The following is a 23,045-nucleotide window of genomic DNA, read 5'->3' as shown; positions in this document are numbered from 1 at the left end:
ACTCCCCTTTATAAAATATATTTCTATTATATAAGAAGCCATGATAAAGTAGAAGAAAAAGGAAGAAGAGGGATGAAATGCGCTTAGAATATCGACTTAATGATGAAACAAAAGGGTATCCTGCTTTATGGAATTACACAAATATTTCTAATTCTGAAATTATCGCACGCATGACTTGTGAATATTTTATAAAAGATAAAAATACATATGTTGTTACTGCAACTTCAGTAGATCCAGATGGAACAGTAGTTATATATATTCAACAAGAAACTTTTTCTAACGACCCTTCAGATCCTACTTACTTCCACATCGGTTTTGAAATTAGAGAGCTAAAGGATACGAGTTCCAACTTGATTGAAAGTAAAGATGTATGGAACTATGAAGAAATTTTACCATCTCTTCATTCAGATATTATATATATTCAGCAGGACGGCATGCATATGGAGTTTACTTTAGATTCAAGAGAGATTGATGAAGACAGAAAGTGCTACATTTATTATGGAAACTTCACAGGTGAATCGAGATAACATGGATATATGTATACAACAAAAAAACCTTACGTATAAAACGTAAGGTTTTTATATAGCCCCACATATGCCGTTATCTCTAGATGTCCATAAACCTGCTCTCACAGGTGGATGCTCTCACAAATGTTTGTAACTTCCTTCTTAAAAAGATGGCATGTTAGCTACATTTAAATATTGAACTTCCATATTAAACTTATTGGTTTAAGACATGCATAAGCTACGTACACCGTAGGAATTTTATATAATGTTAGTTGAAATAAGACCCCCGCACGTGCCGCTCCTCGTAAATGTCCAAAAACCCGCTACTCGCAGGTGGATGCCCTCACAGTTACCGTACATCTTCCTCCACAAGGAAGGCTTGATGATGGTCACTAAATATTGAGCTTCCGTATAACTAACATCGGTTTTAGACATAAATAAGTTACGTACACCGCAGGATGTATTATTTACTTGTCGTTATATTATCACATTGTTTCCAATGTGTAAAATACAAAGTTTTTCGAGCAATCTCTTGCTTGTGACCTTATTTTAATACAAATTATTTTTGCATGCAAGTGATTAATCTTCTTCTTTTGCAATTTGATTTTCTGGATAAGAAATCCAATCACTCCAGCTACCTGCATACAATTTAACATTTTGGAATCCAGCTAATTTCAATGCAACGATATTTGGACATGCTGTAACACCAGAACCACAATATACAATTGTTTCCTTATCTTTCGAAAGATTTTGGAATCGTTCTTGTTGCTGAGCTTCATTCTTAAATTGTCCTGATTGCAGCATTCCATCCTTCCAAAAATAATTTACTGCTGTTGGAATGTGTCCTGCTTTCGGATCAACAAGTTCCTCTACACCAGCATAACGTTTTGGCTCTCTAGAATCAATTAACGTAACATCTGCACCTGCATAGATATTCTCTCTCACCGTTTCCATCGTTACAAGCATATGATTTTGTATATTTTCTTTGAATGCTTTTCGTTTAGCAACAGAAATTTCTGTTGTTACCGGTAGTCCATTCTCTTTCCATGCTGGAAATCCACCATCTAATATATATACTTTCTCATGTCCTACATAGTTTAATAACCACCAAAGACGAGAAGCATTTGCACCCGCTTCACTGTCATATGCAATCACTGTCGTATGTTCATCAATACCAGCTCGCGACAGCTTGTCTGCAAACTCCTCAATATTTGGTAACGGGTGGCGACCACCACGTTCTGTTATAGGACTTGATAAATCTACATTCAAATCAAAATATAATGCATGAGGAATATGTTCCTCCTCATACTTTTCTCTACCCCAATTAGGATTCGCTAAATCAAAACGACAATCGATTATACGGACGTTCTCATCTTCTATATGCTCACGTAACCATTCGACTGTAACTAACATCTTTAACGACCTTCTTTCTCTTTCAAACGACTTACATACTCCATAACCATTTCTTTTGTAACATATTTACGCTCTAGTGTAACACCATTTTTTGCAAGAGCATTAATTTGCTTCGTTACAACATTAATGACATCAACCGAAAATTCTTTCCCATTTGACGCAAGAGATACGGCTGCTTCAATAGCTGCTTCACGCTGCGCATCTAATTGTAAACATGCTTTTACACTTTCATTTTGTTTACGAGAATGTGCTGTAATTGCTTTATGTACTTCCATCTTCTCTTCCCCCTAAATAAGTTATACGTTCTGATTTAATTCCATTGCAAGCCGAATCATATCACGGCATACAATCCCATTTTCAATAATCTCTTCTTCATAATGCTTCGAAAAGTAATCAAAATCAATAGAAAAAATACGAAATCCACATTTTTGATAGAAAGCAAGTTGTGAAACACTAGAATTGCCTGTACCAACTTCAAGTTTTGACATACCATATCCTTTAGCAGTTTCTATAGCATGACTTATTAGCTTCTTTCCAATCCCTTTTCCTTGCAAATGCTCTACAACCGCAATATTCATAATTTCCATCGTCTTCGGCCTTGTTTCCAAAATTACATATACACCGATTACATTATCCTCTTGCTTAGCTACATATGTTAATCCTCTTTGTACATATGCACCAATTTGCTGTTCACTTGGATCAGCAAGTAGTAATAAAGACTTCGGTATAGCTTCTTTTGAAATACGTTCTATTACAACAGTCATAAAAAATTCCCCCTTCTCTATTGTTCTAAACCCTCCTTGTCTACCATAAGTAATAGAAAGGAGGGATTCACCATGGACAACAATGAGAAAAAATGCAACGTCATCTCTATTGATGGAAAGAAGAAGAAGAGCGACACGTATTCCTATCCAAAATTAGTAGTAGAAAATAAAACATATGAATTTTCTTCGTTCGTCTTATGCGGTGAAACACCAGACGGCAGACGACTCGTTCTTACTCATATGATTTCTACCGATGAATTTGCTGGATTTGTCAAATCTTTAGATACGGTACTACAAAAGAAAATCGAACGAATCTTTTTCTCATAACGACTACATCACATACATTTCTTTTTCAATCTCTACTAATTGCTTTTGCAATTGTTCTTTACTTTGTTCATATAGTGATACATCAATCGTTTCAGCCAATGCAAATAATACACTTTCATAATAATTCATCACATCTTGCTGCATCACTTTTTGGAATACGTTCCATTTCAAATCCCACTCTTGCTTATAATGATGAACAAATAAATCTTTTTCATCAGCTACATAGTTTGATACGAGAGGTTCTAATACAGATTTAGCGTCTTCTTGCATAAAGGCTTTGTCATTCTTTTCAAAAAAGCTTTTCTCGTTTTTAAAGTGTGCCAATGCTTTTTTGAAATCTTTTATTTCAACTGAAGGGAACGGTTCTTTATGTGTAATATCTTTATATTCATATTCCACTGTTCCATTCATAGAAATTGATTCATTTTCTACTTTACAGTTCACCACAATTTCATTCTTTGCACGCTTCATCGCTTCATCTATCCATCTTTCAAGGCGTAATGATGTCGCACGCATTTCTTGTAATAAATCATGCTGAATAAATGCTACTAATTCCATAACACACTGCTGCAACTGCACTTTCACATTTCCATCCGTTCGAAGCGATGCTGGATTAATAAATTCAGTAAACACATCGTTATAACGTAGGAATAGACGTTGTTGCACGTAATAAAGCAATTCTTTCACTTCATTTTGCATCGCCTGTTCTTCAGCAAGCACACTATATGATGAAATAATATGAAGTAGTTGATCACGCTCTGCTTCATATTTTTTCGTTTGCTTCTCTTTCTCTTCATTCCCCTGCTTTGCACCATTTATCATATTTACTAACAGCTGATCTGCCCCTTGCAATGCACCATATAAAGCATGAACAGATACGAGCATTAAATCTCTCATCATAAAGGATGTAAATGATTCCTCGAACTTAGCAATCCCAGAGTTTTGTAAAATACCGTACTTCTCTTTCTCAATATTTTTTCCTTGTTTCTCTTCAAGCGCACATAAACTTGAAATTGCAAATAAACGTGGATTTCTAATACCGTATTGTAGTAGCTGGTCTGCGATATAACCTTTTACCATTTCAAGTTCTTCTTCAGACTCTGCTAAATCGGCCGCATTAATTAAGAAGAACATTTTATCAAGAGCAAAAGTATCCTTTACACGACCAAGCTGAATTAAAAATTCACGGTCAGCACGAGAGAACACGTGATTATAATACGTGACAAACAAAATAGCATCTGCGTTTTTAATATACTGGAACGCAACGTCTGTATGGCGGGCGTTAATAGAATCCGCTCCAGGTGTATCTACAAGCGCTACTCCTTGCCTTGTTAATGCACAATCATAATAAAGCTCCATGTACTCAACAAAACAAGATTTTTCTTCATTCGCTACATAATCAGAAAACTCTTCTAATGTAACTTGTACTTTCTCGCCTAAATGTGCAGAAACTGTATCATACCCTTTTTGTACTGCTCGTAAAAAGCTAAATGTTGTTTTTTGCTTCCCAGTTGGTGAAGGGTATTTCATAACTTTATCAATCTGTGCTAACGCTTCATCTAACGTAGTAATCTCATAATGAAACAGCTTATAAACAGCTTTCATATCTTCTAATAAGGCTTGCTTTGATTTAAATTGAACCATTACTGTTCCGTGTGGTTTTTCCTCTGTAACTGGCAAAATTTGATTAATCGTTGCCGTCGTCGGATTTGGTGACACTGGAAGTACTTTCTCACCAAGCAATGCATTGGCAAATGATGATTTCCCAGCACTAAAAGCTCCAAATAATGCTACTGTAAATTGTGTCGTTTCCACACGGCGCCTTTTTTCTATTACCTCTTGCTGTACATGTTTTAGCGCTGGCAATGGCTCTAATATCGTTTCAGCTTTCTTCACTTTCTCTAATATACGCTGAATATTTAAAGCTGCCGTTCCTTTTATCTCTTCCTCACGAGCCGTTACGTTATCATTTACAATTTCCTGCTCTTGTAGTGTGAATTTCTCACTAACAATTTGTTTTTTACTTTGCAATATCTCTTCTATTTGCAATCCTTCTGGTGTAGCAACACGATCATGCCAAACATTTTGTAAATAGCCTTCATATGCCTCCAAATTGTTACTGTATTGCAATTTCGTTTCTTTCGCCGTTTGCAACATCGTATATGTTTCAATCTCTTCTTCAATACGATCAACTGCTTCTTTTACCTTTTGCTTTAAAACGACTGCACTTTTATCAAAAATTTGCTGTGCTTTTGTAAAATAACGTTTCTTTAATTCATTCGCTACATCCGCTGTATAAAGAAGTAAGTAATCACCTGTGAAACCTGCACCTTGTTTAATTACTTCTGCTAACATTTCTGGTCCAAAAGCAATTTCTAAATCATATATGTCTTTCCCAATCTCTTCTGTAAACAACCCTTCTTCTTTTAAGAAGGCAACAATAAATTCTTTCACATGAAAATCAAGTTGCGTTTCGACAGTCTTTTGCAAAGCAGCATAAAAAGCATCTAAACGTCTCTGTTTTTCTTGCTCAGTCTTTCCTTTCGCAAATAGCAAACCAACTTTAAATTTTGTTAATTTTGTTTCTAAGTACGCATTTGCCAATTCTCTCATTTCAAATGGCATTAAATACGCGTTATCTAATATAGCTTGTAAGCCTTTTATAAATTCATTTCTCATTTGAGACTCTTTATTAGCCTCGCGATGTTTCATTTCCGTTAGCTCTTCTTTCTTTTCAACTATTTCTGAAATGGAAAGCGATGATGCTAACTCTTCCTCATATTTCAAAAGAGCTTTTTCATTTTCAGAAAGAATAAACGAGAAATGTTCCCCCATTAAATATTCTGTTTCTCGCACCATTCCATCTCTTACATACTGCTCTTTTTCTTTCATAATAGAAGTAATTAACGTTTCTAGGTTTTCAATTTCATTATGTGGATGGTTCATCATTCGTAATGATGTATAATAAACTCCATCTACTTCAATATCCCAGTTAGAGAATGATTGTTTTACACTATCGCTATAATCTGCAAACGATAATTCATTTTCTTTATGTTTATCTATTTGATTTACAACGAGATAAACCGTTTTATTACGTTGTTTCAATTCTTTAACAAATTGTAAATTCACTTCCGATTGGACGTGATTATAATCCATCATATAAAAAATTACGTCTGCTAGATGCAGCGTTGATTCTGTCGCTAGTTGATGGGCATCATCTGTTGAATCAATCCCTGGTGTATCAACTAACATAACACCTTCAGGAATTGGTGCATCATTCCGATAAATATGAACACCAATTACCTCATCGCCATCTTTACAAATTTGTTTTAATTCTTCTGCTGAATATGCACCGTCATATTCGTACTGCTCTCCAGATTTAATCGTTACAACAACACGATCAAATCCCTTTTCAATTTTAACGACGTTAGCGCTTGTCGGAATTGGACTTGTCGGTAACAACTGCGCTTTATATAGATGATTCATCATCGTTGATTTCCCTGCTGAGAAGTGACCGCAGAATGCTATCATAAGCTGCTCTCGTTTATATTTTTGAATTACTTCAAACAACTTTAAACTATTCTCTGCATCGCCGTGTTTTTGCCACTCTTCATAAAAACAAACAAGCTTTTTCATACCGTTTGTCTGTACTATGTTTGTCATCCCCTTGTTCCCCTTTATCCAAGATGTATATGCTATTTGCAAGCTAATAATCAGTGAGAAATGCACCTACTCATTGATTACCTTTTCACTTTACTATCATACTAAATTTTCAGCATATTCTCATTAAAAATAAAAAATCCCTTTCATTCTTTTTACAAATGAAAGGGATTTTATGTAATATCACTCATTTTGCTGTTCCTACTCCATTTAAAACATACTTTGCAATAACTGCATATACAGCGACTGTACCTGCTACTAATGCATATACCATACTCATGCACCAACCTTTTTGATAATGATTATCACTTTTGAATACATTTTATCATTAAAGAGAATCATTATCAACACTTTTTCATAAAGAAAGCCCCTTATAAGAAGGAGCTTCACTGCCTGTTTTGAAAAAAGGTAAAACTTGTTGTGCACTCTTATTATATCTCATCTTACATAACTTAATAGTTAAAAAAAATGGAAATCCATCCTATACCCTCCATCTTACATTTTGTATAATAAAAGGGAATTACTTAACAAGGAGGAAAATAATGACACAAAACATTTCACAAGGCGAGAGGATACACTCCATCGATATTATTAGAGGAATAGCTGTACTTGGTATTTTTCTTGTTAACTGGCCTGTTATCGCCGGGATTGACTCACGTGATATTACAGGAGTTTACGAGGGGCTAGATAGCTATATCCGTCTATTTTACGATATGTTTATTCAAACAAAGTTTTATACTATCTTTTCGTTTTTATTCGGCCTAGGATTTTACATTTTTATGACTCGTGCTGAAGCGAAAACAGATCGACCAAAAACTTTATTTGTTCGTCGCTTACTTATTTTATTATTATTTGGTTTCTTACATTACGTTCTTTTATGGGACGGAGACATTTTACATACTTATGCAATTACCGGGTTTTTCTTATTTTTATTTTACAAAAGAAAGCCACGTACTATTTTAATATGGTCAATTGTACTATTAAGTTTCATGCAATTGTTCACATTATTAGGTTCTCTTGTCATGTTAATCGTGCCAGTAGAGGAGTTAGGCCTTTCCACAGCAATTATGCCGTTAGAAAACTGGGGCTTACAAATCACAGACCGATTCTATTCTTTCTACTCTGAAGCAATAAGTAACAGTCTTATTATGCTTCCTGAAACACTAGGATTGTTTTTACTCGGATTATATGCCGGTAAAAAAGATATTTTCCGCCGTGCGAAAGAATTAGATCCAAAACTAAAGAAATGGCAAATTATTATGTTTGTTTTAACATTACCGATGTGGTTTATTATGGTTTACTTCTTTATGAACAATCAACCATACACACCATTTTCACTTATGGGTATTACGATGATAAGCGGAAAGACATTATTCATATTCTACATTTTCACGCTCATGCGTTTATTACAAAAAGAAAAATGGCAAAAGATATTACGTCCGTTCCAGTACGTTGGTCGAATGGCATTAACAAATTATATCTCGCATACAATTGTTACGTTGCTTGTATTCGGAATATTGTTCAAAAATGATTATCTTGCTCCATTATGGGTAGGACCACTATTTTGCATCGGTTTCTACATGCTGCAAATCTTTATTAGCCGCTGGTGGCTGTCACGTTACCAATACGGGCCACTTGAGTATATATGGCGCCTTGGTACGTACGGAAAGATGATGCCACTAAAAAAGAAAAGCAAGGTCTCGTAAACAACACAAAAATAAAAGGTTCAAATCGCATGCGATTTGAACCTTTTATCAATTTTACGCTTCTCTTACCGCACTTTGCATAGACACCGGCTCTTCTTTTACTTTCACTTTACGCTGTGGCACCATATTAAATACGATATTTAAAAGGACTGCTGACGCACTTCCTAGTACGATTCCGTTATCTGTTAAAATACGAATGCTTTCTGGAAGTTGTGAGAATAATGTAGGAACGACAGTAACTCCTAGTCCGATCCCAACAGAACATGCAACGATTAATAAGTTTTCTTGTCTTCCAAAATCAACGCTACTTAACATTTTAATACCATATGCCATTACCATACCGAACATCGCTAACATCGCACCGCCAAGTACTGATTTCGGAATGATTGTTGTAATAGCTGCGATTTTTGGAATGAATCCAAGAACGATTAACATACCACCACACGTGTAAATAATCACGCGATTTCTTACTCCAGTTAATTGAACAAGCCCTACGTTTTGTGAGTATGTTGTATACGGAAAGGCGTTGAAAATACCACCTAACACCATCGCTAATCCTTCTGCACGATACCCTTTTGTTAATTCTTTTTCACCAATCTTTTTATTGCAAATATCAGATAATGCAAAATAAACACCTGTCGCTTCTACAATCCCTACGCAAGCAACGAGAATCATCGTAATAATTGGCGTTAATTCAAACGTTGGTGTACCGAAATAAAATGGCTGGATACCATGGAACCAATCCGCTTCTCCAACCGCTTGCAAGCTTACTTTCCCCATAAATGCTGCAACGATTGTACCGAACAATAGACCTAGTAAAATAGAGATTGAACGAATAAATCCGTCGAAGAAACGATACATAATGATAATAAATAGTAACACACCAAATGCTAATGCTAAATTTTCAAGACTACCGAAATCCTTACTTCCTACTCCTCCAGCCATATCATTAATTGCTGCTGGAACAAGTGTAACTCCAATTACGGTAACGACAGATCCTGTTACAACAGGTGGAAACAGCTTTACAAGCTTTCCAAATAATTTCGCAAAAATAACAACGAATAACCCCGCAGCAATAATTGCTCCATAAATAGAGGATACGCCGTATTGTTTTCCGATTGCAATCATCGGCCCAACGGCTGTAAATGTACAACCTAGTACAACTGGGAGTCCAATACCGAAAAAGCGATTTGATAATGCTTGTAAAATTGTCGCAACGCCGCACATTAATAAATCAATTGAGACTAAATATGTTAACTCTTTTTGATTTAAACCAAGTCCGCCGCCCACTATAAGCGGAACGATAATTGCGCCAGCATACATAGCAAGCATATGCTGCATACCAAGCGATGCGATTTTAATTGGATGTTGCTTCATCGTTTATTTCACCTCCGCAGTTTCTTGCTGTACAAATGTAACTGCGTTATTATCAAGTGATGCAATTTCTGCTAGTGATTCAACACGAACGCCTTGTTCACGAAGCTTCTTTCCTCCATCTTGAAATGCTTTTTCAATAACAATACCAAGTCCAGCAATACTTGCTCCAGCTTGCTCTACTAGGCTCATTAAACCTAAAGCAGCCTGACCGTTTGCTAAAAAGTCATCAATAATTAAAACGCGATCACTTTCATCAATATGATTTCGAGATAACGAAATTTCATTCGTTTCTTGTTTTGTAAATGAATATACGTTTGCAACATACATATTATCTTGTAACGTTAACGATTTACGCTTTCTAGCAAAGATTACTTTTACACCAAGCTCTAATGCAGCCATAACTGCTGGTGCAATACCTGAAGATTCAATCGTCACGATTTTTGTAATGTTCTCTTCTTTAAAACGTTTAGCAAATTCTTTTCCGATTTCTTGCATAAGTACTGGATCAATTTGATGATTTAAAAATGCATCTACCTTTAATACATCACCAGATAAAACCTTTCCTTCGTTCAAAATCTTTTCTTGTAATACTTTCATGTTTGTTCCCCCTCTTATGCAATAAAAAAACTCCAAAAGCCGCCACCACTCTTTACAAGTGAGAGACGCGCTTTTGGAGTTTCGCAAAAAAGAATGCTAAACAAGCAAATATATTCGTCCTCACTCATAGTCAAAGTATTTACGGTACTTCGGTAGAAACTTGCAGGCCATATCCCCGCGATTATATGAGTGTAGCTAACTATTTATTTTATAGAAGGATTATAACGCACTTTTTATACTTTGAAAAGCTTTTATTCATAAAACACGTACAAATTTTATAAAAACATCATTTTCGTTCGAGTTTTGTAAACTCTTTCATTCCCAATTATAACTTCGTTAAAATGATTGGTCCATCTTCTGTAATCGCAATTGTATGCTCATATTGAGCTGATAATTTCCCATCCATCGTTCTCGCGGTCCATCCATTTAAATCTACTTTCGAATATCGCATACCTACATTGACAATTGGCTCAATTGTAATTACCATTCCTTCTTGTAACTCAGGCCCTTGTCCTTGCTTCCCAAAATGAAAAATTGCTGGTTCTTCATGAATTTCTTTACCGATTCCATGTCCCGTAAAGTCTCTTGCGACAGAAAAACCTTCAGCAGCTACATAACTTTCAATCGCATAACCAATATCTCCTACATGATTACCGATTATCGCCTGCTCAATGCCTTTATACAAAGCATTCTCAGCTACTAGTAATAACTTTTCTGCTTCATCAGAAACTTTTCCAATTCTATACGTCCAAGCAGAATCTGAAAGACCACCATTTAAGTTTACTACCATGTCAATTGTTACAATATCACCCTCAGTCAAAGGAACATCGGCCGGAAATGCATGACACATTTCATCGTTTACAGATGCACATATCGCATATGGATATCCGTTGTACCCTTTCTGCTCAGACGTTGCACCATGTTTTTCTAAATACGCTTCCACAAACGTATTAATTTCTTTTGTTGTAATACCTGGTTTCATTATCTTCGCAATTTCTCTATGACATGAAGCAAGTAATTTTCCAGATTCATGCATTAAACCTATTTCATTTTTCGTTTTAATTGTAATCATGCTGTCTCTCCTTACTAAACTTGCTATTTACCATTAAACTTCAATCATACACATCCTCTTCCAAAATTACAAAACTTCCAATTACAAATAGTAAGATTTATTTCTGCATAAAAAAACAGAAGGAGATTCTTCTGTTTTTTTAATCATTTTTACATATATAATTCATTTTCAAAAACTCAAAATAACTACCATTCGTCTTCTGTATAAACGTCCCAACTGCTTCAAACCCTGCCCTTTTATACACTTTAATCGCTCTTTTATTAAATGTAGCTACTGATAGTGTTATATACTTGCATCCATATTTTTCTTTACTAAAAGCTAGTATAGCATTTATGAACTGTAAACCAAATCCATTCCCAGTTATATTAGGTCTCATTCCAAGACCTATATCAACCGTTCCATCATTTATTTTACAAACAGTAAAATAACCAATGAGAGTGCCATTTTCCTTCACAGAAAATGTATGATTCCCTCTACTCTCATCTTGTAAAAATTCGGCTAAATCTTCTTCATCTGCCTCTATATCGTAAAAGGAATATTTCCCTTCATAATGCCAGTTGTATGCAATTTCTTCTGCTTCTTCTTGCGTCATTACTGTATAAGTATACTCCATTTTTCTATCCCCTTAAAAAAAGAGCTGCAAGTAAGCAGCCCTTTTTTATAACTCGTAAATCTCTCTATACTTCGCTTCTAAATAATCTGCTAAGTAATTTGCATTCAATCCTTCACCTGTTACATCTTCTAAAATTTCAAGTGGCTTTTTCGTTTTACCGTATTGGTGAATGTTTTCTGTTAACCATTCACGAATTGGCGTTACGTTTCCTTCTTCTAATAATGCATCAAAATTCGGAATGTCTTTTACCATTCTTTGCTTAAATTGCGCTGCATACATATAACCAAGCGCATAAGATGGGAAGTATCCAAATGAACCACCAGCCCAGTGAACATCTTGTAATACGCCTTGTGCATCGTTAGCCGGACGAATTCCTAAATATGCTTCCATTTTATCGTTCCAAGCCGCTGGTAAATCTTTCACTTGTAATGTGCCATCAAATAACTCTTTCTCAAGTTCATAACGAACCATAACGTGAAGCGGGTATGTAAGCTCATCTGCTTCTATGCGAATAAACGACGGCTTTGATTCATTAATCGCATCATAAAACTCATCTACTGATATATCATTGAATTGACCATCGCTATACTCTTTTAATAAATCATAATTTTTCTTCCAGAATGATTTATTACGACCGATAAAGTTCTCAAAGAATAATGATTGTGACTCATGAATACCCATAGATGTTCCACTACATAGCGGTGTACCTTCAAATTTCTCTGCAATATTTTGTTCATATACAGCATGACCACATTCATGAATTGTGCCAAACACAGCCATACGGAAATCTTTTTCGTCATAGCGTGTCGTAATACGAACATCCCCCCTATTTAATGTGATTTCGAATGGATGTACCGTTTCATCAAGACGACCTGCTTCAAAGTCATAATTTAATTGCTTTAATAGCTCTAATGTAAAGCTTTTTTGTTTTTCTTTTGAAAAATGTTCTGATAAAGCACTTGTCTTTAATCTTTTTTGCGACTCTGATATTTCTTTTACGAGCGGAACGATACGCTCACGAAGTTGGCCAAATACGTGATCTAACACTTCTACCGTAATACCCGGCTCATACATATCTAATAATGTATTATATTTATATGTTTCATAACCCCAATATGTAATAAATTTCTTTTTAAATTCAACGATTTGTTCTAAATACGGACGGAACATTTCGAAATCAGATTTTTCGCGAGCTTCTTCCCACACACTTTCTGCTTTCGCTTCTAATTTCACATACGCTTCATATTCCGCTTGTGGAATTTTCTTATTTCTATCATATTCTTTACGGCACTCTTCCACCATTTTCTTCGTCGTTTCAGAAAGCTTGTCTTCACGTATTAAATCTTCAAGCTCTGTTAAATAATTTCCCATTTCATCTGAAGTCGACATAGCAAACACTTCTGATGAAAGCATGCCAATTACTTCTGAACGCTGGTCTACACCTTTTTTAGGCGCACCTGTTCTTAAGTCCCAAAACATTAAGCTTAACGCTTCTCCGTAATTTTGTATCTTCTTCACATATGTTAAAAATTGTTTTTCTACTTCATATGTAGCTACTGTCATTATATAAAAACCTCCTTTTTCTACCTCAAACTTAATTCGACATGAAAATCTAAATTCCTTTTATAATAGAAAAAAAGCTTGGCAAGCGCCAAGCTTTCTCCTTATAATTCTTTACCTTCTACTGGTAGTACGTTTTTCACTGCTTCTACCACTTTCTCATCTTCTGTATCAGATAAGAAGATTGATATAGCACCTTTATCTTCGCTCGTACGAATTAAACGGCCAATCCCTTGACGAAGACGTAAAATCATATATGGTACATCTACATCCCAGAATGGATCATTTACGTGCTTACGCTTCGCTTCAAACACAGGATCGTTTGGAGGGAATGGTAATGACCAAATAATAACATGTGATAATGATGAACCAGGAATATCTAAACCTTCCCATAAATGAACGGCACAAAGTACAGTCTCTTCTTCATTTTGGAAACGAGAAACAAGCTGACTAATTTCTTGGTCCCCTTCATATAGGAACGGAACTGACATTTGTTCTTTACTTACATATTCTTTAAACGCTGCAAGTTCTTGCGTTGTACGGAATAATACAAGTGTACGTCCATTTGTTTTTTGTATATTTTCAAGTGTATATTGACACTTTCTTTCCCATTCATTTTCTTTCGTATGAGATAGTAAGTTTACTGCCATTTGCTCTTCGTAATCAAACGGGGAGGCAACTGAGAATGATAAGTAATCTTTTACCCCTAAGCTATTTGCTGTAAATGCGAATGAATCGTTGTTAGATAATGTAGCAGAAGAGAAAATATACGGGATTTTCTTCGAGAATACTTTCTCTTGTAATACTTCTTCAACTGCACGCGGCATAATTACTAACGTGAAAGCTCCATCACCTTCTTCACCCCATGTAATTACATTTTTCTCGTGCATAAACAGACGAAGTGAATGCTCTAATACATCTAAATGTTCATCAACGATATTTAAATCATACGTGTTTACTGTATGCATTTCACTTTCAAATACTAATGCATCACCGACTTCACCAATTTTCGCATAAAGTCGCTTCGCTTCAGCCGTTACTTTTTCTGTCACAGTAATTTCTAAACGATCAGAACCAGCAATTTCTTTTTTATTCTCTTGTAACACATCAAAGAATCGCTCTGTTTGCCAAATTGTTTCTTCTACTAAATGCGCAAACTCCTCGCGAATATCATTTTGTAATAATCTCGTTAAAAGTTGCTCCATCATCGTTTGCTTTAAACGATATGTTAAAGCTTTTTGAGCTGCATATTCTACAAGATGTCCTTCATCAAATACAACACAACTACTTTCTGGTAATAACGGAATTTGTCCTTCACGCTTACGAGCATCATACGTCCAAATATGATCCATATAGAAATCTTGAGAGCAAATAATTAAATCTGCTGCTTTACGATAATGTTCACGTGATAGAGTCTGCCCGCAACGATGACGAGAATCACAAGTGAAGCAATCTTGGAAATAATCCCAATTTACTTTTGACCATTCCTCGTCATTTAAAAGCGGAAATTCTTTTCGGTCACCGTAGTGAGTAAAGTTTTGCATCGTACCATGATCGAATACAAACTGCGGTAATTCGTAGTATACATCTTCAATTACTTCTGGAGCTCGTCCACTCATAACATCTTCAAGTTTACGTAAACATAAATAATTATCCATTGATTTCGCAAGTCTTACATCTACCGATAAGCCTAATGCCTCAGATAATTTAGCAATGTCCCCTTCTTCTTTCACAAGCTGCTCAATTAACGTTTCATCTGCACAAGCGATAATCGCTGGCTTTCCAGTATAACGTGCATAACAAATTGCATATAGAAGATATACAATTGTTTTCCCGGTTCCTACACCAGCTTCTGCGAACATAACTTTCTTTTCTTGGAAAGCACGCTCTAATTGAAACGCCATAAAAATTTGTTCATCACGCTCTTCAAAGCCTTTTTCCGGAAGGATGTCGTAAAACACATCTCCAATCCACTCATTCAACTTATCATAAAAATTGTCTTGTTTCCCTACTTCAAATGGTAATCTCTTCTCAGTAAACATCCTTAGCCTCCAACCAAAAAGTTTTTCTATAAAAGATATAGCAACTGCTACTCATATGTGTGCAGCCACTTTCCCCTGTTGCAATACATAGAAATACACGAAAAAAAATTTTCCTTTCGAAAAAGGAAAATTTTCTTCTATATTAATGACTTTAAATACCGTTTATCAATCGCTGTTTCATGTGAAAGAGCTGACAAATATTCTTCTTGTGCTTTTTGTATTTCATCTACAATCGCACCTTGGCTATCCACTTCTTTTCCGAGCTCATCATACGTACGGTGAATAGCTTTTTGAATCATTGATAATTGGAAACTATCCATATCAGTTCCTCCTTTACGCATTACATAATAGCCAGTATATGCGCGCTGGAGGAGTTTTATACTATGAATTACGAGGTGGACGTTTTCCGAAGTATTGGTAGTAATCTGTACGGATAAATCCGTTAAACAGTTTACGTTTCTTCGATGCATCTTTTCCGTAGCACTTCTCAAATGCTTCGTAACTTGTTAATACATACGCCGACCATGTGTCTAATGGACGGAATACTTGTCCCATTTCTTTATACAGTTGTTCAACAAGTGCTTTTTCACTTAAACGTTCTCCGTATGGAGGATTCGTTACAACATAGCCATAATCCTCTTTTGTTGTGAAATCTTTTACTTGCATTTGTTTAAATGTAATTAAATCGCCTAAACCGACTTCTTCTGCATTATCTTGAGCAACACGGATCATACGATGATCAATATCTGATCCAATGATTTGCAATGGTTGATCATAGTTCGCTAAATCTTCTGCTTCTTGACGAGCTTCACGCCAGTTTTGTTTACCAACCCAGCCCCACTCATCCGATGCAAAACCACGGTTAAAACCTGGTGCGATATTTTGTCCAATTAATGCTGCTTCAATCGGAATTGTACCTGATCCACAGAAAGGATCCACGAAAGGACGATCTGGCTTCCAGTTTGTTAATTTAATTAAAGACGCAGCTAATGTTTCTTTTAAAGGAGCTTCCCCTTGATCCACACGATATCCACGTTTATGAAGTCCAACACCGCTCGCATCGATTGTTAATGTTGCGATATCTTTTAACATTGCAATCTCAATACGGAATAACGGGCCATCTTCTTCAAACCAAGTTGTACGTTTATATGTTGTTTTTAATTTTTCAACAACAGCCTTCTTAACGATACGTTGGCAATCCGAAACACTGAATAACTCAGATTTTAAAGATTTACCGATAACAGGGAACTCACCGTTCTCTGGAATATAATCTCCCCAGTTTAATGCTTTCGTTTTCTCAAACAGCTCATCAAATGTTGTCGCTTTAAATTCGCCAACTTTAATTTTCACACGGTCCGCAGTACGTAACCATAAATTCGTGCGACAAATCGCCTTTTCATCTGCTTCAAATGTTACTTTGCTGTTTTCTACTTGGCATTCATAACCTAGATCACGAACTTCTCGGGCAACTAAAGCTTCAATACCCATTGCCGCTGTTGCGATTAAAGTAACTTTTCCCATTTGCATTCACCTCTTATGTATATTCAAACAATAATTAATAGCCATTTATCCTATTAATTATTACATTTTACGAAGAATTTTCTCATTAACCATTTTAACTCATAATTTATAACTTCATACAAATAAAAAGCCCTCCTCTAACAAAGGAGAGCTGAGTTATTTCATAGTTGGTTCATAACGTTCTGTAAGCCATGTTCTGTTCCTTTGTACTGCAAACGGCCCACGCCTCGTACTCCGGTGGCAATCATCTATCTACAGGTTATACAACCTGTCCTTTCCCATCGTTCATTTCCTTGGAAAAGATTCCCCTACCATTATTTGGGTTTCTCGCTCGTGGGGTTTACCTCGTTCCACTCCTATCATTTCTTCAAGGACTTCGTCACTGTGGCACTTTAAAGGTAGTCAAACCATATCCGAAAGGACTTAGGTTTTTTCCCTGCCGTTAAACCAGCCTTACAGCCAGAATACCCTAGCTTATGAATTGGCTAGGCACGAACACTACAGCCATCTCAGGCCGTGCGAGCATGGACTTTCCTCTACAACGTTGGCGTTGCAGCGATTACCCAAACGTTATGACATCCATTAGTATAGTGGAAACAAAAAGATTTTGCAATGTTTTTTTCTATGTAAAATGCTGTAACCTTTTTATCACCAGAAATTATTCGTATAACTTACTTCCAAATACAGCTTTTTCTAAATTCGATAGACGTTTTAAAATGTCCGTATTCGTGTTGTTATATACTGGTTGTGCAACTGGTGTTTGTACAACTGGTTGTTGTGGAACTTGCGTTGCTGCTAGCTTTTGTTCTTCTAGTTCACGCTTTAAACGAGCATTTTGTTGCTTTAATTGCTCAAATTCCTTGTGAAAAGCTTCGTAATCTTTAATGATCATATCAAGAAACTTGTCTACTTCTTCTTGTTGATAACCTCTCATACCTGTTTTAAATTCTTTTTCTAAAATATCTTTTGCCGTTAATTTAATTTTATCCGAAATCATTTTCTTCACCTCAAATTTTTGCCAAAACTTTCATTAACTAAATTTTTTCAGAAACAATGCTTTTTGTCAATCATATATACGAGTACTATATTACATATTACTCAGCATTATTCCACTGTTCCTCTTCTATTATATCTTGTAAATCGGAAAAAAGAATGAAATAACTGTGATAATTTTCTATTTCTCCTTTTTTCTTTGCCGCTTCTACAATATATTTAGGACTCCCTGGTTTTTCTTCATCATATACAGCTAAAAGTGCATCACTTTTTTCAATAAAAAATTGATTTTTTAATTTAAATTGCTCTGGGCTTTCGTACTTTCGTTTTGTGATACTATCAACATGGTCTGCTTGAGAGAGAATAAATTCGTAATATTCACGGTTATCTTCCTTCCAACCTTCTTCTTGTTCTAAAAATGGAGTAAATACCGCTAATTTTAAATCTGGATATTCTACTTGTATTTCAAAAACAACTTCAGCAGCCCATAATTCTACACCTAACTGGCCACTTATTATAACCCACTCTAAACCATCTTCTACAAAAGCAATTAATTTACGACGCAACGCCTTTTTTATACATTCTACTCCTGGATGATCATTTTTAAATATTCCAAGTTCAAAGGGCTTATAGCCTGTTACTGCAATAACTTTCATATCAACACTCCAATTACAAAAAAAGAACTAGCATTTCGCTAGTTCTAACATATCATTTACTTTTTAAATATTCCACCAACGTTTGGTCCAATATTCGGACCTACTGGTGATACATTGTTTGGTAAAAATGGTGATACATTTGGTCCTGGTCCAAACGGCGATACATTCGGTCCTGGTCCGAATGGGGATATTTGATGGCCGTGGTGGTGGTGATGATGACCATGGCCACATGGTCCACATCCGCCGAATCCTGGATCGATTGGGTCCACAACATTTACATTTGAATTTGTTTGCGGGAAGAAGTTTTGGTTTTTAATTTGTTGATGATGTACATGTGTTGTATGCGTCGGGAAAATGTGTGGCACCACCGTTGTTGAAAAAGAATGTGTTACGCATTGTTTCGTCGGATGAATGACAGGAGCAGTTGTACAAATAGGTCCTGTAGGCTTATGCCCTCCAAAGCAAGGATGACAATGATGCATAGTTTTTCTCTCCTCTCTCATAAAAAAATCTGATTACACTTTACAGTATGAGAAAAGAGGGTAAGCCGCTTGTTATATATACCCATTTATTCTAAGGAAATTTGTCTAGTCTTTGATTTTCTATCCAATGCTTTTTATAGACAAACCTTCGACATTACTTACCAAAAAAGCCTCCCACTTGCTTTACAATACCTGTCACTTGATTCATCGCATTCATCATTTGTCCAGCTGTATTCATCATTTTATTTACATCATAGTTACCATCTGAATTTTTAAATTGGGAAACAAAACTAGAAAATTGACTTGGTTGCTGCTGTTGCTTTTGTTTATTTTGTGTCGGATACGGTTGTTTTGGTGGATAAAACATCGCTTGTTGATTGCCATAGGGAGATGGTGGTGGCATATAGTATTGTGAATTTATATAAGGTTGCGGTTGTTGATTCATATACGGTTGCTGCGGTTGATTCATAAACGATACTTCAAATGGCTGGTAATAATTTTGATTTCCATAATGAGGCTCGAAAGGATACATATTATAACGTAAATATGTATCCGCATTATATTGGTACATATTTTGCTGTGCATATGGATTAGATTGCTGATATACGTTAGATTGTTGAAACATGCATTCTCTCCTCCTTCACATAAGTTTCTACATATATAATATGTACTTGTAAAATAATTTGTGTGACGGAGTATCTGTCTATTTTTGTCGGAAGTTTAAATTTTTAAAAAATTATAAAAGAAAACCCTTCCATGCTATGATAAAAAAGAAGAAGATTCTCATGGGGGAGGAATCAACATGGTATTAGGGGATTTAAAACAAGCGTTTTCTCAAAAAAAGGGGTATTACACAGAGAATGTAAATGAATTGTTAGACTTTGCGAGACATTGGTATCTCGAAGGGAAAATATGTATTTCAGATTACCGAACAGTAATAAAAGAACTAGAAATAAACGGGGCAACAAAACCTACAACAGTGACAGAAGCATAAAAAACAAGAGGGTTTTCCCTCTTGTTACTTACATTGCTCAATTATATTTTGCAAAGTATACGAAATGGCTTGATGCGTTTCAAAGAATCGCTTACCTTTACCTTTATTTACAAAGCATTGCAACACATTTGTTTGTAAATTATCGTACACTTGATCAATTTGCTGAACATGTATATACTTCGGTTTTTCTTCCTTAATCCATTCATAAGCTAATTCTTTCCACACTTTTAATTCCTCATCTACCATATCTACAAACGGTTTCATATCCTTATAAAAATCGTATTCAATCATTTCTCTTTTTTTCACATTTGCTTCATTATTATGTTGCATAAGTTTTTCCGAAGACTGTATTAATGCCTCATACTTCATTTTATTCCCACCTTATTATGCACTCACTACGACGTTTTGAAATGCCTTCACCCAATTCCCTTTTTCTTCGTGATGCACTAATTTATTTTCCATATGCTCAATATGCATTTCTGTTATTTCTATCTTGTTGCATATTTTTTCACTCTTATCCTTTAATGCATGATTCATTCTAATCCCTATATTCATTTCCAGCAAATCGAGAGAACTTAACATTTGATCCATTGTTTTCATTACATCTTCCTTCTGAACCATCGCCATATACAAAACGCCTCCTTCTTTGCTTTTCCTTTGTCATGTAATTTCGCCGAATGATTCTTCACTCCTGCCCACATGACAAAACTAGTTGTTATTCGTCAAAGAAATCATTTTGTATGTCATTTATAGAAATGGTAACAATACAAAAAGGAGGTGCATGAAAATGGCAAAGAACAAAAACGAAAAAAAGAAAAAACAAAATAAACAAAATAAACCCGAAACTGGCAATCCAAAATTAGATGGTCCAAACTTCCCTGCTACATAAAGTGAAACTTCTTTAATCTCTTATATTCATTACGTTTTGAGATTAAATGTTTACCACGCATAGTAGGGTTACTTCACATTAAGAAGTCCCGTCTTCATTTATGAAGACGGGACTTCTTTTTTATTATATCACGAACTCATCCATCCTTTTAACAAAACGATTTACGGTGGAAGCAATATAGATTTGCTCCCTCTTTCTTTTATACCATTCTGTTATATCAACTTCACCCGTATACTCTTCTCGTAAAAATAGTTCATTTATTTCCGTATCTCTACAAAACCAATCTCTCATACTTATTTCATCATGTGCAACAGCAGGATAAACTTCTCTAAGAGCTGGTGTACAAGATTTTCTAGCTTCACTTACATAACATTCATAATCTGTTCTTGATCCTGTGTGTATCGTTTGCGATGCAAATCTATGGAATAAACTTTTGTAATTCGGATGGAACAGTAACGCTGCTAATTTCTTTCCTAGTTCTATACGCTTCTGTAACGTTTCAAATTGATAAACTGAAAAACCATACACCTTCCCTTCAACGGTTGGGAATATAACGGCACTAATATGAAGCATTTCTTGTAATTTAAAAAGGGCTGTATGGAATACATGTTTTTTAAAGTATGCATTCTCAATAACTGGTTTTTGAATTTTATTTTGTTCATTTATAATAAGCGCTGTCATAAGTCTATTTATATCTTTTTTCTCCCAAAAATATATCCATTCTTTTTCCATAAAAATGGATACGTTAAAATATTGTAACAAATGGAATAGTGGGATCTGCCTCCTCTTACTTTCTTCGTATAACAACAGCTGAGGAAATGCATCTAAAAAAATAATCCAATTTGCTTCTTCGTAAGTTAAAAACAAATGTTTTTTTACTGTTTGAGGTAAAACAGTAGCATAATATCTCCCTTCTAAATCAGTCATATTCCATCCTGCATTTCTTGAGACCATACTTGCTAAAAAAGCCCACCTAATCTCACTATTTCTTACATAATATTCTTGATAACACTCTGTTCGAGAAATGTTGTCCATATTAGCTATTTCTATTTCCCTCTTCATGTTGTAAACCATTGTTTTTTCTTTCTCTGTACAGACCGTATTTTTACGATATTGTTTAATTTTTTCATAATCATTCCATGTAAACATGAATAAGTCATCATACCTTTCTGCAAAAAGGTCACATCTTTTTTCATTTTTTGTTATAATCACCTTTGTAAGTAATTCTTAGCAAGTTGGGAGTGGACACACTATGACCATTCGTTACCCAAATGGAAAACGGTACAATCAAGCTTCACAACCTCATAAAACACCAATTAAAAAACATACTTACAGTAATAGAGGTATGTCCCTTGAAGAGGAATTGAATGAAACAAATGAATATTACTTAACCCATAATATTGCATGCGTACATAAAAAACCTACACCTCTTCAAATTGTAAAAGTGGATTACCCCGCTCGAAGTGCTGCAGTGGTAAAAGAAGCGTATTTTAAACAACCTTCTACAACAGATTACAACGGTGTATATAAAGGGAAATACATCGATTTTGAAGCGAAAGAAACAAAAAATAAAACGAGTTTTCCACTTCAAAACTTCCACCTTCATCAAATTGAGCATATGAAGCAAGTAATCGCTCATAATGGAATTGCATTTGTTATTATTAAATTTACACTTTTTGATGAACTTTATTTATTAGATGCAAAACATATTATTGCATTTTGGAATCGTCAAAATACAGGTGGAAGAAAATCGATTACGAAAGAAGAAATAGAAGAGCATGGATCCTTATTATCATGCGGTTATCACCCTCGGATTGATTATATCCGTGTACTAGACACGGTTTATTTTTCGTGATAGAGTCATCACTAAGGC

General features: G+C 35.3%; 25 protein-coding genes, 3 other RNA genes and 1 riboswitch. Of the genes, 6 read left to right on the top strand and 22 right to left on the bottom strand.

Features of this window, described 5'->3' with window-relative positions; genetic code table 11:
- Nucleotides 1–77: 77 nt before the first annotated feature.
- Nucleotides 78–527: a hypothetical protein gene (locus PSR14_RS08965; RefSeq protein WP_001235530.1), complete on the top strand. Its 450-nt coding sequence runs from the start codon at nucleotides 78–80 to the stop codon at nucleotides 525–527.
- 54 nt (nucleotides 528–581) lie between these two features.
- Here PSR14_RS08965 and ssrS (PSR14_RS08960) read toward each other — a convergent pair.
- The 5 genes from ssrS (PSR14_RS08960) to PSR14_RS08940 form a co-directional block, all read right to left on the bottom strand.
- Nucleotides 582–765, bottom strand: a non-coding RNA gene (ssrS, locus tag PSR14_RS08960) — 6S RNA.
- 21 nt (nucleotides 766–786) lie between these two features.
- Nucleotides 787–969: non-coding RNA, 6S RNA (gene ssrS, locus PSR14_RS08955), on the bottom strand.
- A gap of 116 nt (nucleotides 970–1,085) precedes the next feature.
- Entirely contained in the window at nucleotides 1,086–1,919 is an 834-nt protein-coding gene (locus PSR14_RS08950; protein WP_048557439.1) for a sulfurtransferase, read from the bottom strand.
- Nucleotides 1,920–1,921: 2 nt separating this feature from the next.
- Nucleotides 1,922–2,194 (bottom strand): YpbS family protein, encoded by a 273-nt coding sequence (locus PSR14_RS08945; RefSeq protein WP_000451811.1) that lies wholly within the window; start codon nucleotides 2,192–2,194, stop codon nucleotides 1,922–1,924.
- A 21-nt stretch (nucleotides 2,195–2,215) separates the two neighbouring features.
- Nucleotides 2,216–2,683 (bottom strand): N-acetyltransferase, encoded by a 468-nt coding sequence (locus tag PSR14_RS08940; RefSeq protein ID WP_000219274.1) that lies wholly within the window; start codon nucleotides 2,681–2,683, stop codon nucleotides 2,216–2,218.
- Nucleotides 2,684–2,755: 72 nt separating this feature from the next.
- On the opposite strand from PSR14_RS08940, the gene PSR14_RS08935 reads away from it, so the two are divergent.
- The gene (locus PSR14_RS08935; protein ID WP_000369740.1) at nucleotides 2,756–3,010 is read left to right on the top strand and encodes a DUF3931 domain-containing protein; all 255 of its coding nucleotides are present in this window, start codon (nucleotides 2,756–2,758) and stop codon (nucleotides 3,008–3,010) included.
- Between the two features lie 3 nt (nucleotides 3,011–3,013).
- Here the strand turns inward: PSR14_RS08935 and PSR14_RS08930 are convergent, their stop codons facing one another.
- A complete protein-coding gene (locus PSR14_RS08930; protein ID WP_098487252.1) occupies nucleotides 3,014–6,673 on the bottom strand; it encodes a dynamin family GTPase in 3,660 nt (1,219 codons plus the stop codon).
- A 539-nt stretch (nucleotides 6,674–7,212) separates the two neighbouring features.
- On the opposite strand from PSR14_RS08930, the gene PSR14_RS08925 reads away from it, so the two are divergent.
- On the top strand, nucleotides 7,213–8,376 hold the full coding sequence (locus PSR14_RS08925) for a DUF418 domain-containing protein (protein ID WP_048557437.1): 1,164 nt from the start codon (nucleotides 7,213–7,215) through the stop codon (nucleotides 8,374–8,376).
- A gap of 54 nt (nucleotides 8,377–8,430) precedes the next feature.
- On the opposite strand, the gene pbuX is transcribed toward PSR14_RS08925, so the two are convergent.
- From pbuX to PSR14_RS08860, 13 genes are all read right to left on the bottom strand, one after another.
- Complete coding sequence (gene pbuX, locus PSR14_RS08920) at nucleotides 8,431–9,753, bottom strand: xanthine permease PbuX (RefSeq protein ID WP_000809240.1); 1,323 nt, start codon at nucleotides 9,751–9,753, stop codon at nucleotides 8,431–8,433.
- 3 nt (nucleotides 9,754–9,756) lie between these two features.
- On the bottom strand, nucleotides 9,757–10,350 hold the full coding sequence (locus tag PSR14_RS08915; protein ID WP_000866490.1) for a xanthine phosphoribosyltransferase: 594 nt from the start codon (nucleotides 10,348–10,350) through the stop codon (nucleotides 9,757–9,759).
- A 107-nt stretch (nucleotides 10,351–10,457) separates the two neighbouring features.
- A riboswitch (purine riboswitch) is annotated at nucleotides 10,458–10,559 on the bottom strand.
- Nucleotides 10,560–10,675: 116 nt separating this feature from the next.
- Nucleotides 10,676–11,422: a type I methionyl aminopeptidase gene (locus PSR14_RS08910; protein WP_048557436.1), complete on the bottom strand. Its 747-nt coding sequence runs from the start codon at nucleotides 11,420–11,422 to the stop codon at nucleotides 10,676–10,678.
- A gap of 139 nt (nucleotides 11,423–11,561) precedes the next feature.
- On the bottom strand, nucleotides 11,562–12,035 hold the full coding sequence (locus PSR14_RS08905) for a GNAT family N-acetyltransferase (protein WP_048557435.1): 474 nt from the start codon (nucleotides 12,033–12,035) through the stop codon (nucleotides 11,562–11,564).
- A 45-nt stretch (nucleotides 12,036–12,080) separates the two neighbouring features.
- On the bottom strand, nucleotides 12,081–13,598 hold the full coding sequence (gene ypwA, locus PSR14_RS08900; protein ID WP_073541935.1) for a carboxypeptidase: 1,518 nt from the start codon (nucleotides 13,596–13,598) through the stop codon (nucleotides 12,081–12,083).
- A 101-nt stretch (nucleotides 13,599–13,699) separates the two neighbouring features.
- Nucleotides 13,700–15,637 (bottom strand): ATP-dependent DNA helicase, encoded by a 1,938-nt coding sequence (locus tag PSR14_RS08895; protein ID WP_000493701.1) that lies wholly within the window; start codon nucleotides 15,635–15,637, stop codon nucleotides 13,700–13,702.
- 137 nt (nucleotides 15,638–15,774) lie between these two features.
- On the bottom strand, nucleotides 15,775–15,957 hold the full coding sequence (locus tag PSR14_RS08890; RefSeq protein WP_000376895.1) for a DUF3921 domain-containing protein: 183 nt from the start codon (nucleotides 15,955–15,957) through the stop codon (nucleotides 15,775–15,777).
- A gap of 61 nt (nucleotides 15,958–16,018) precedes the next feature.
- A complete protein-coding gene (locus tag PSR14_RS08885) occupies nucleotides 16,019–17,158 on the bottom strand; it encodes a class I SAM-dependent RNA methyltransferase (protein ID WP_000521234.1) in 1,140 nt (379 codons plus the stop codon).
- Nucleotides 17,159–17,338: 180 nt separating this feature from the next.
- An RNA gene (rnpB, locus tag PSR14_RS08880) (RNase P RNA component class B) lies at nucleotides 17,339–17,729 on the bottom strand.
- A gap of 87 nt (nucleotides 17,730–17,816) precedes the next feature.
- Nucleotides 17,817–18,155 carry a cell division regulator GpsB gene (gpsB, locus tag PSR14_RS08875; protein ID WP_000622430.1) on the bottom strand — a complete coding sequence of 113 codons (339 nt, stop codon included), beginning with the start codon at nucleotides 18,153–18,155 and terminating at the stop codon, nucleotides 17,817–17,819.
- 97 nt (nucleotides 18,156–18,252) lie between these two features.
- Nucleotides 18,253–18,807, bottom strand: coding sequence for a DUF1273 domain-containing protein (locus PSR14_RS08870; RefSeq protein WP_000862920.1), 555 nt, complete (start codon nucleotides 18,805–18,807; stop codon nucleotides 18,253–18,255).
- Between the two features lie 56 nt (nucleotides 18,808–18,863).
- On the bottom strand, nucleotides 18,864–19,289 hold the full coding sequence (locus PSR14_RS08865; RefSeq protein ID WP_000546265.1) for a CotD family spore coat protein: 426 nt from the start codon (nucleotides 19,287–19,289) through the stop codon (nucleotides 18,864–18,866).
- A gap of 154 nt (nucleotides 19,290–19,443) precedes the next feature.
- Nucleotides 19,444–19,914, bottom strand: coding sequence for a YppG family protein (locus PSR14_RS08860; protein WP_098487253.1), 471 nt, complete (start codon nucleotides 19,912–19,914; stop codon nucleotides 19,444–19,446).
- Nucleotides 19,915–20,091: 177 nt separating this feature from the next.
- On the opposite strand from PSR14_RS08860, the gene PSR14_RS08855 reads away from it, so the two are divergent.
- Nucleotides 20,092–20,283 (top strand): YppF family protein, encoded by a 192-nt coding sequence (locus PSR14_RS08855; protein ID WP_000242664.1) that lies wholly within the window; start codon nucleotides 20,092–20,094, stop codon nucleotides 20,281–20,283.
- A 24-nt stretch (nucleotides 20,284–20,307) separates the two neighbouring features.
- On the opposite strand, the gene PSR14_RS08850 is transcribed toward PSR14_RS08855, so the two are convergent.
- Both PSR14_RS08850 and PSR14_RS08845 read right to left on the bottom strand, forming a co-directional pair.
- Nucleotides 20,308–20,652: a YppE family protein gene (locus PSR14_RS08850; RefSeq protein WP_000872959.1), complete on the bottom strand. Its 345-nt coding sequence runs from the start codon at nucleotides 20,650–20,652 to the stop codon at nucleotides 20,308–20,310.
- Nucleotides 20,653–20,667: 15 nt separating this feature from the next.
- The gene (locus PSR14_RS08845) at nucleotides 20,668–20,910 is read right to left on the bottom strand and encodes a hypothetical protein (RefSeq protein WP_001252039.1); all 243 of its coding nucleotides are present in this window, start codon (nucleotides 20,908–20,910) and stop codon (nucleotides 20,668–20,670) included.
- Between the two features lie 85 nt (nucleotides 20,911–20,995).
- Between PSR14_RS08845 and PSR14_RS08840 the strand changes: the two genes are divergently transcribed.
- Nucleotides 20,996–21,172 (top strand): hypothetical protein, encoded by a 177-nt coding sequence (locus PSR14_RS08840; protein ID WP_001982922.1) that lies wholly within the window; start codon nucleotides 20,996–20,998, stop codon nucleotides 21,170–21,172.
- 123 nt (nucleotides 21,173–21,295) lie between these two features.
- Here PSR14_RS08840 and PSR14_RS08835 read toward each other — a convergent pair whose 3' ends face one another.
- Nucleotides 21,296–22,321 (bottom strand): DUF2515 domain-containing protein, encoded by a 1,026-nt coding sequence (locus PSR14_RS08835; RefSeq protein ID WP_033688403.1) that lies wholly within the window; start codon nucleotides 22,319–22,321, stop codon nucleotides 21,296–21,298.
- A gap of 103 nt (nucleotides 22,322–22,424) precedes the next feature.
- Between PSR14_RS08835 and recU the strand changes: the two genes are divergently transcribed.
- Nucleotides 22,425–23,027, top strand: coding sequence for a Holliday junction resolvase RecU (recU, locus tag PSR14_RS08830; protein WP_000155592.1), 603 nt, complete (start codon nucleotides 22,425–22,427; stop codon nucleotides 23,025–23,027).
- The last annotated feature ends 18 nt before the right edge of the window (nucleotides 23,028–23,045 follow it).

Origin of the sequence: Bacillus sp. A01H, from assembly GCF_045277205.1 — a bacterium.
Taxonomy (GTDB): domain Bacteria; phylum Bacillota; class Bacilli; order Bacillales; family Bacillaceae_G; genus Bacillus_A; species Bacillus_A paranthracis.
Note: the sequence above shows the minus strand (reverse complement) of the source record. Positions and strands in the feature narration are given on the sequence as shown.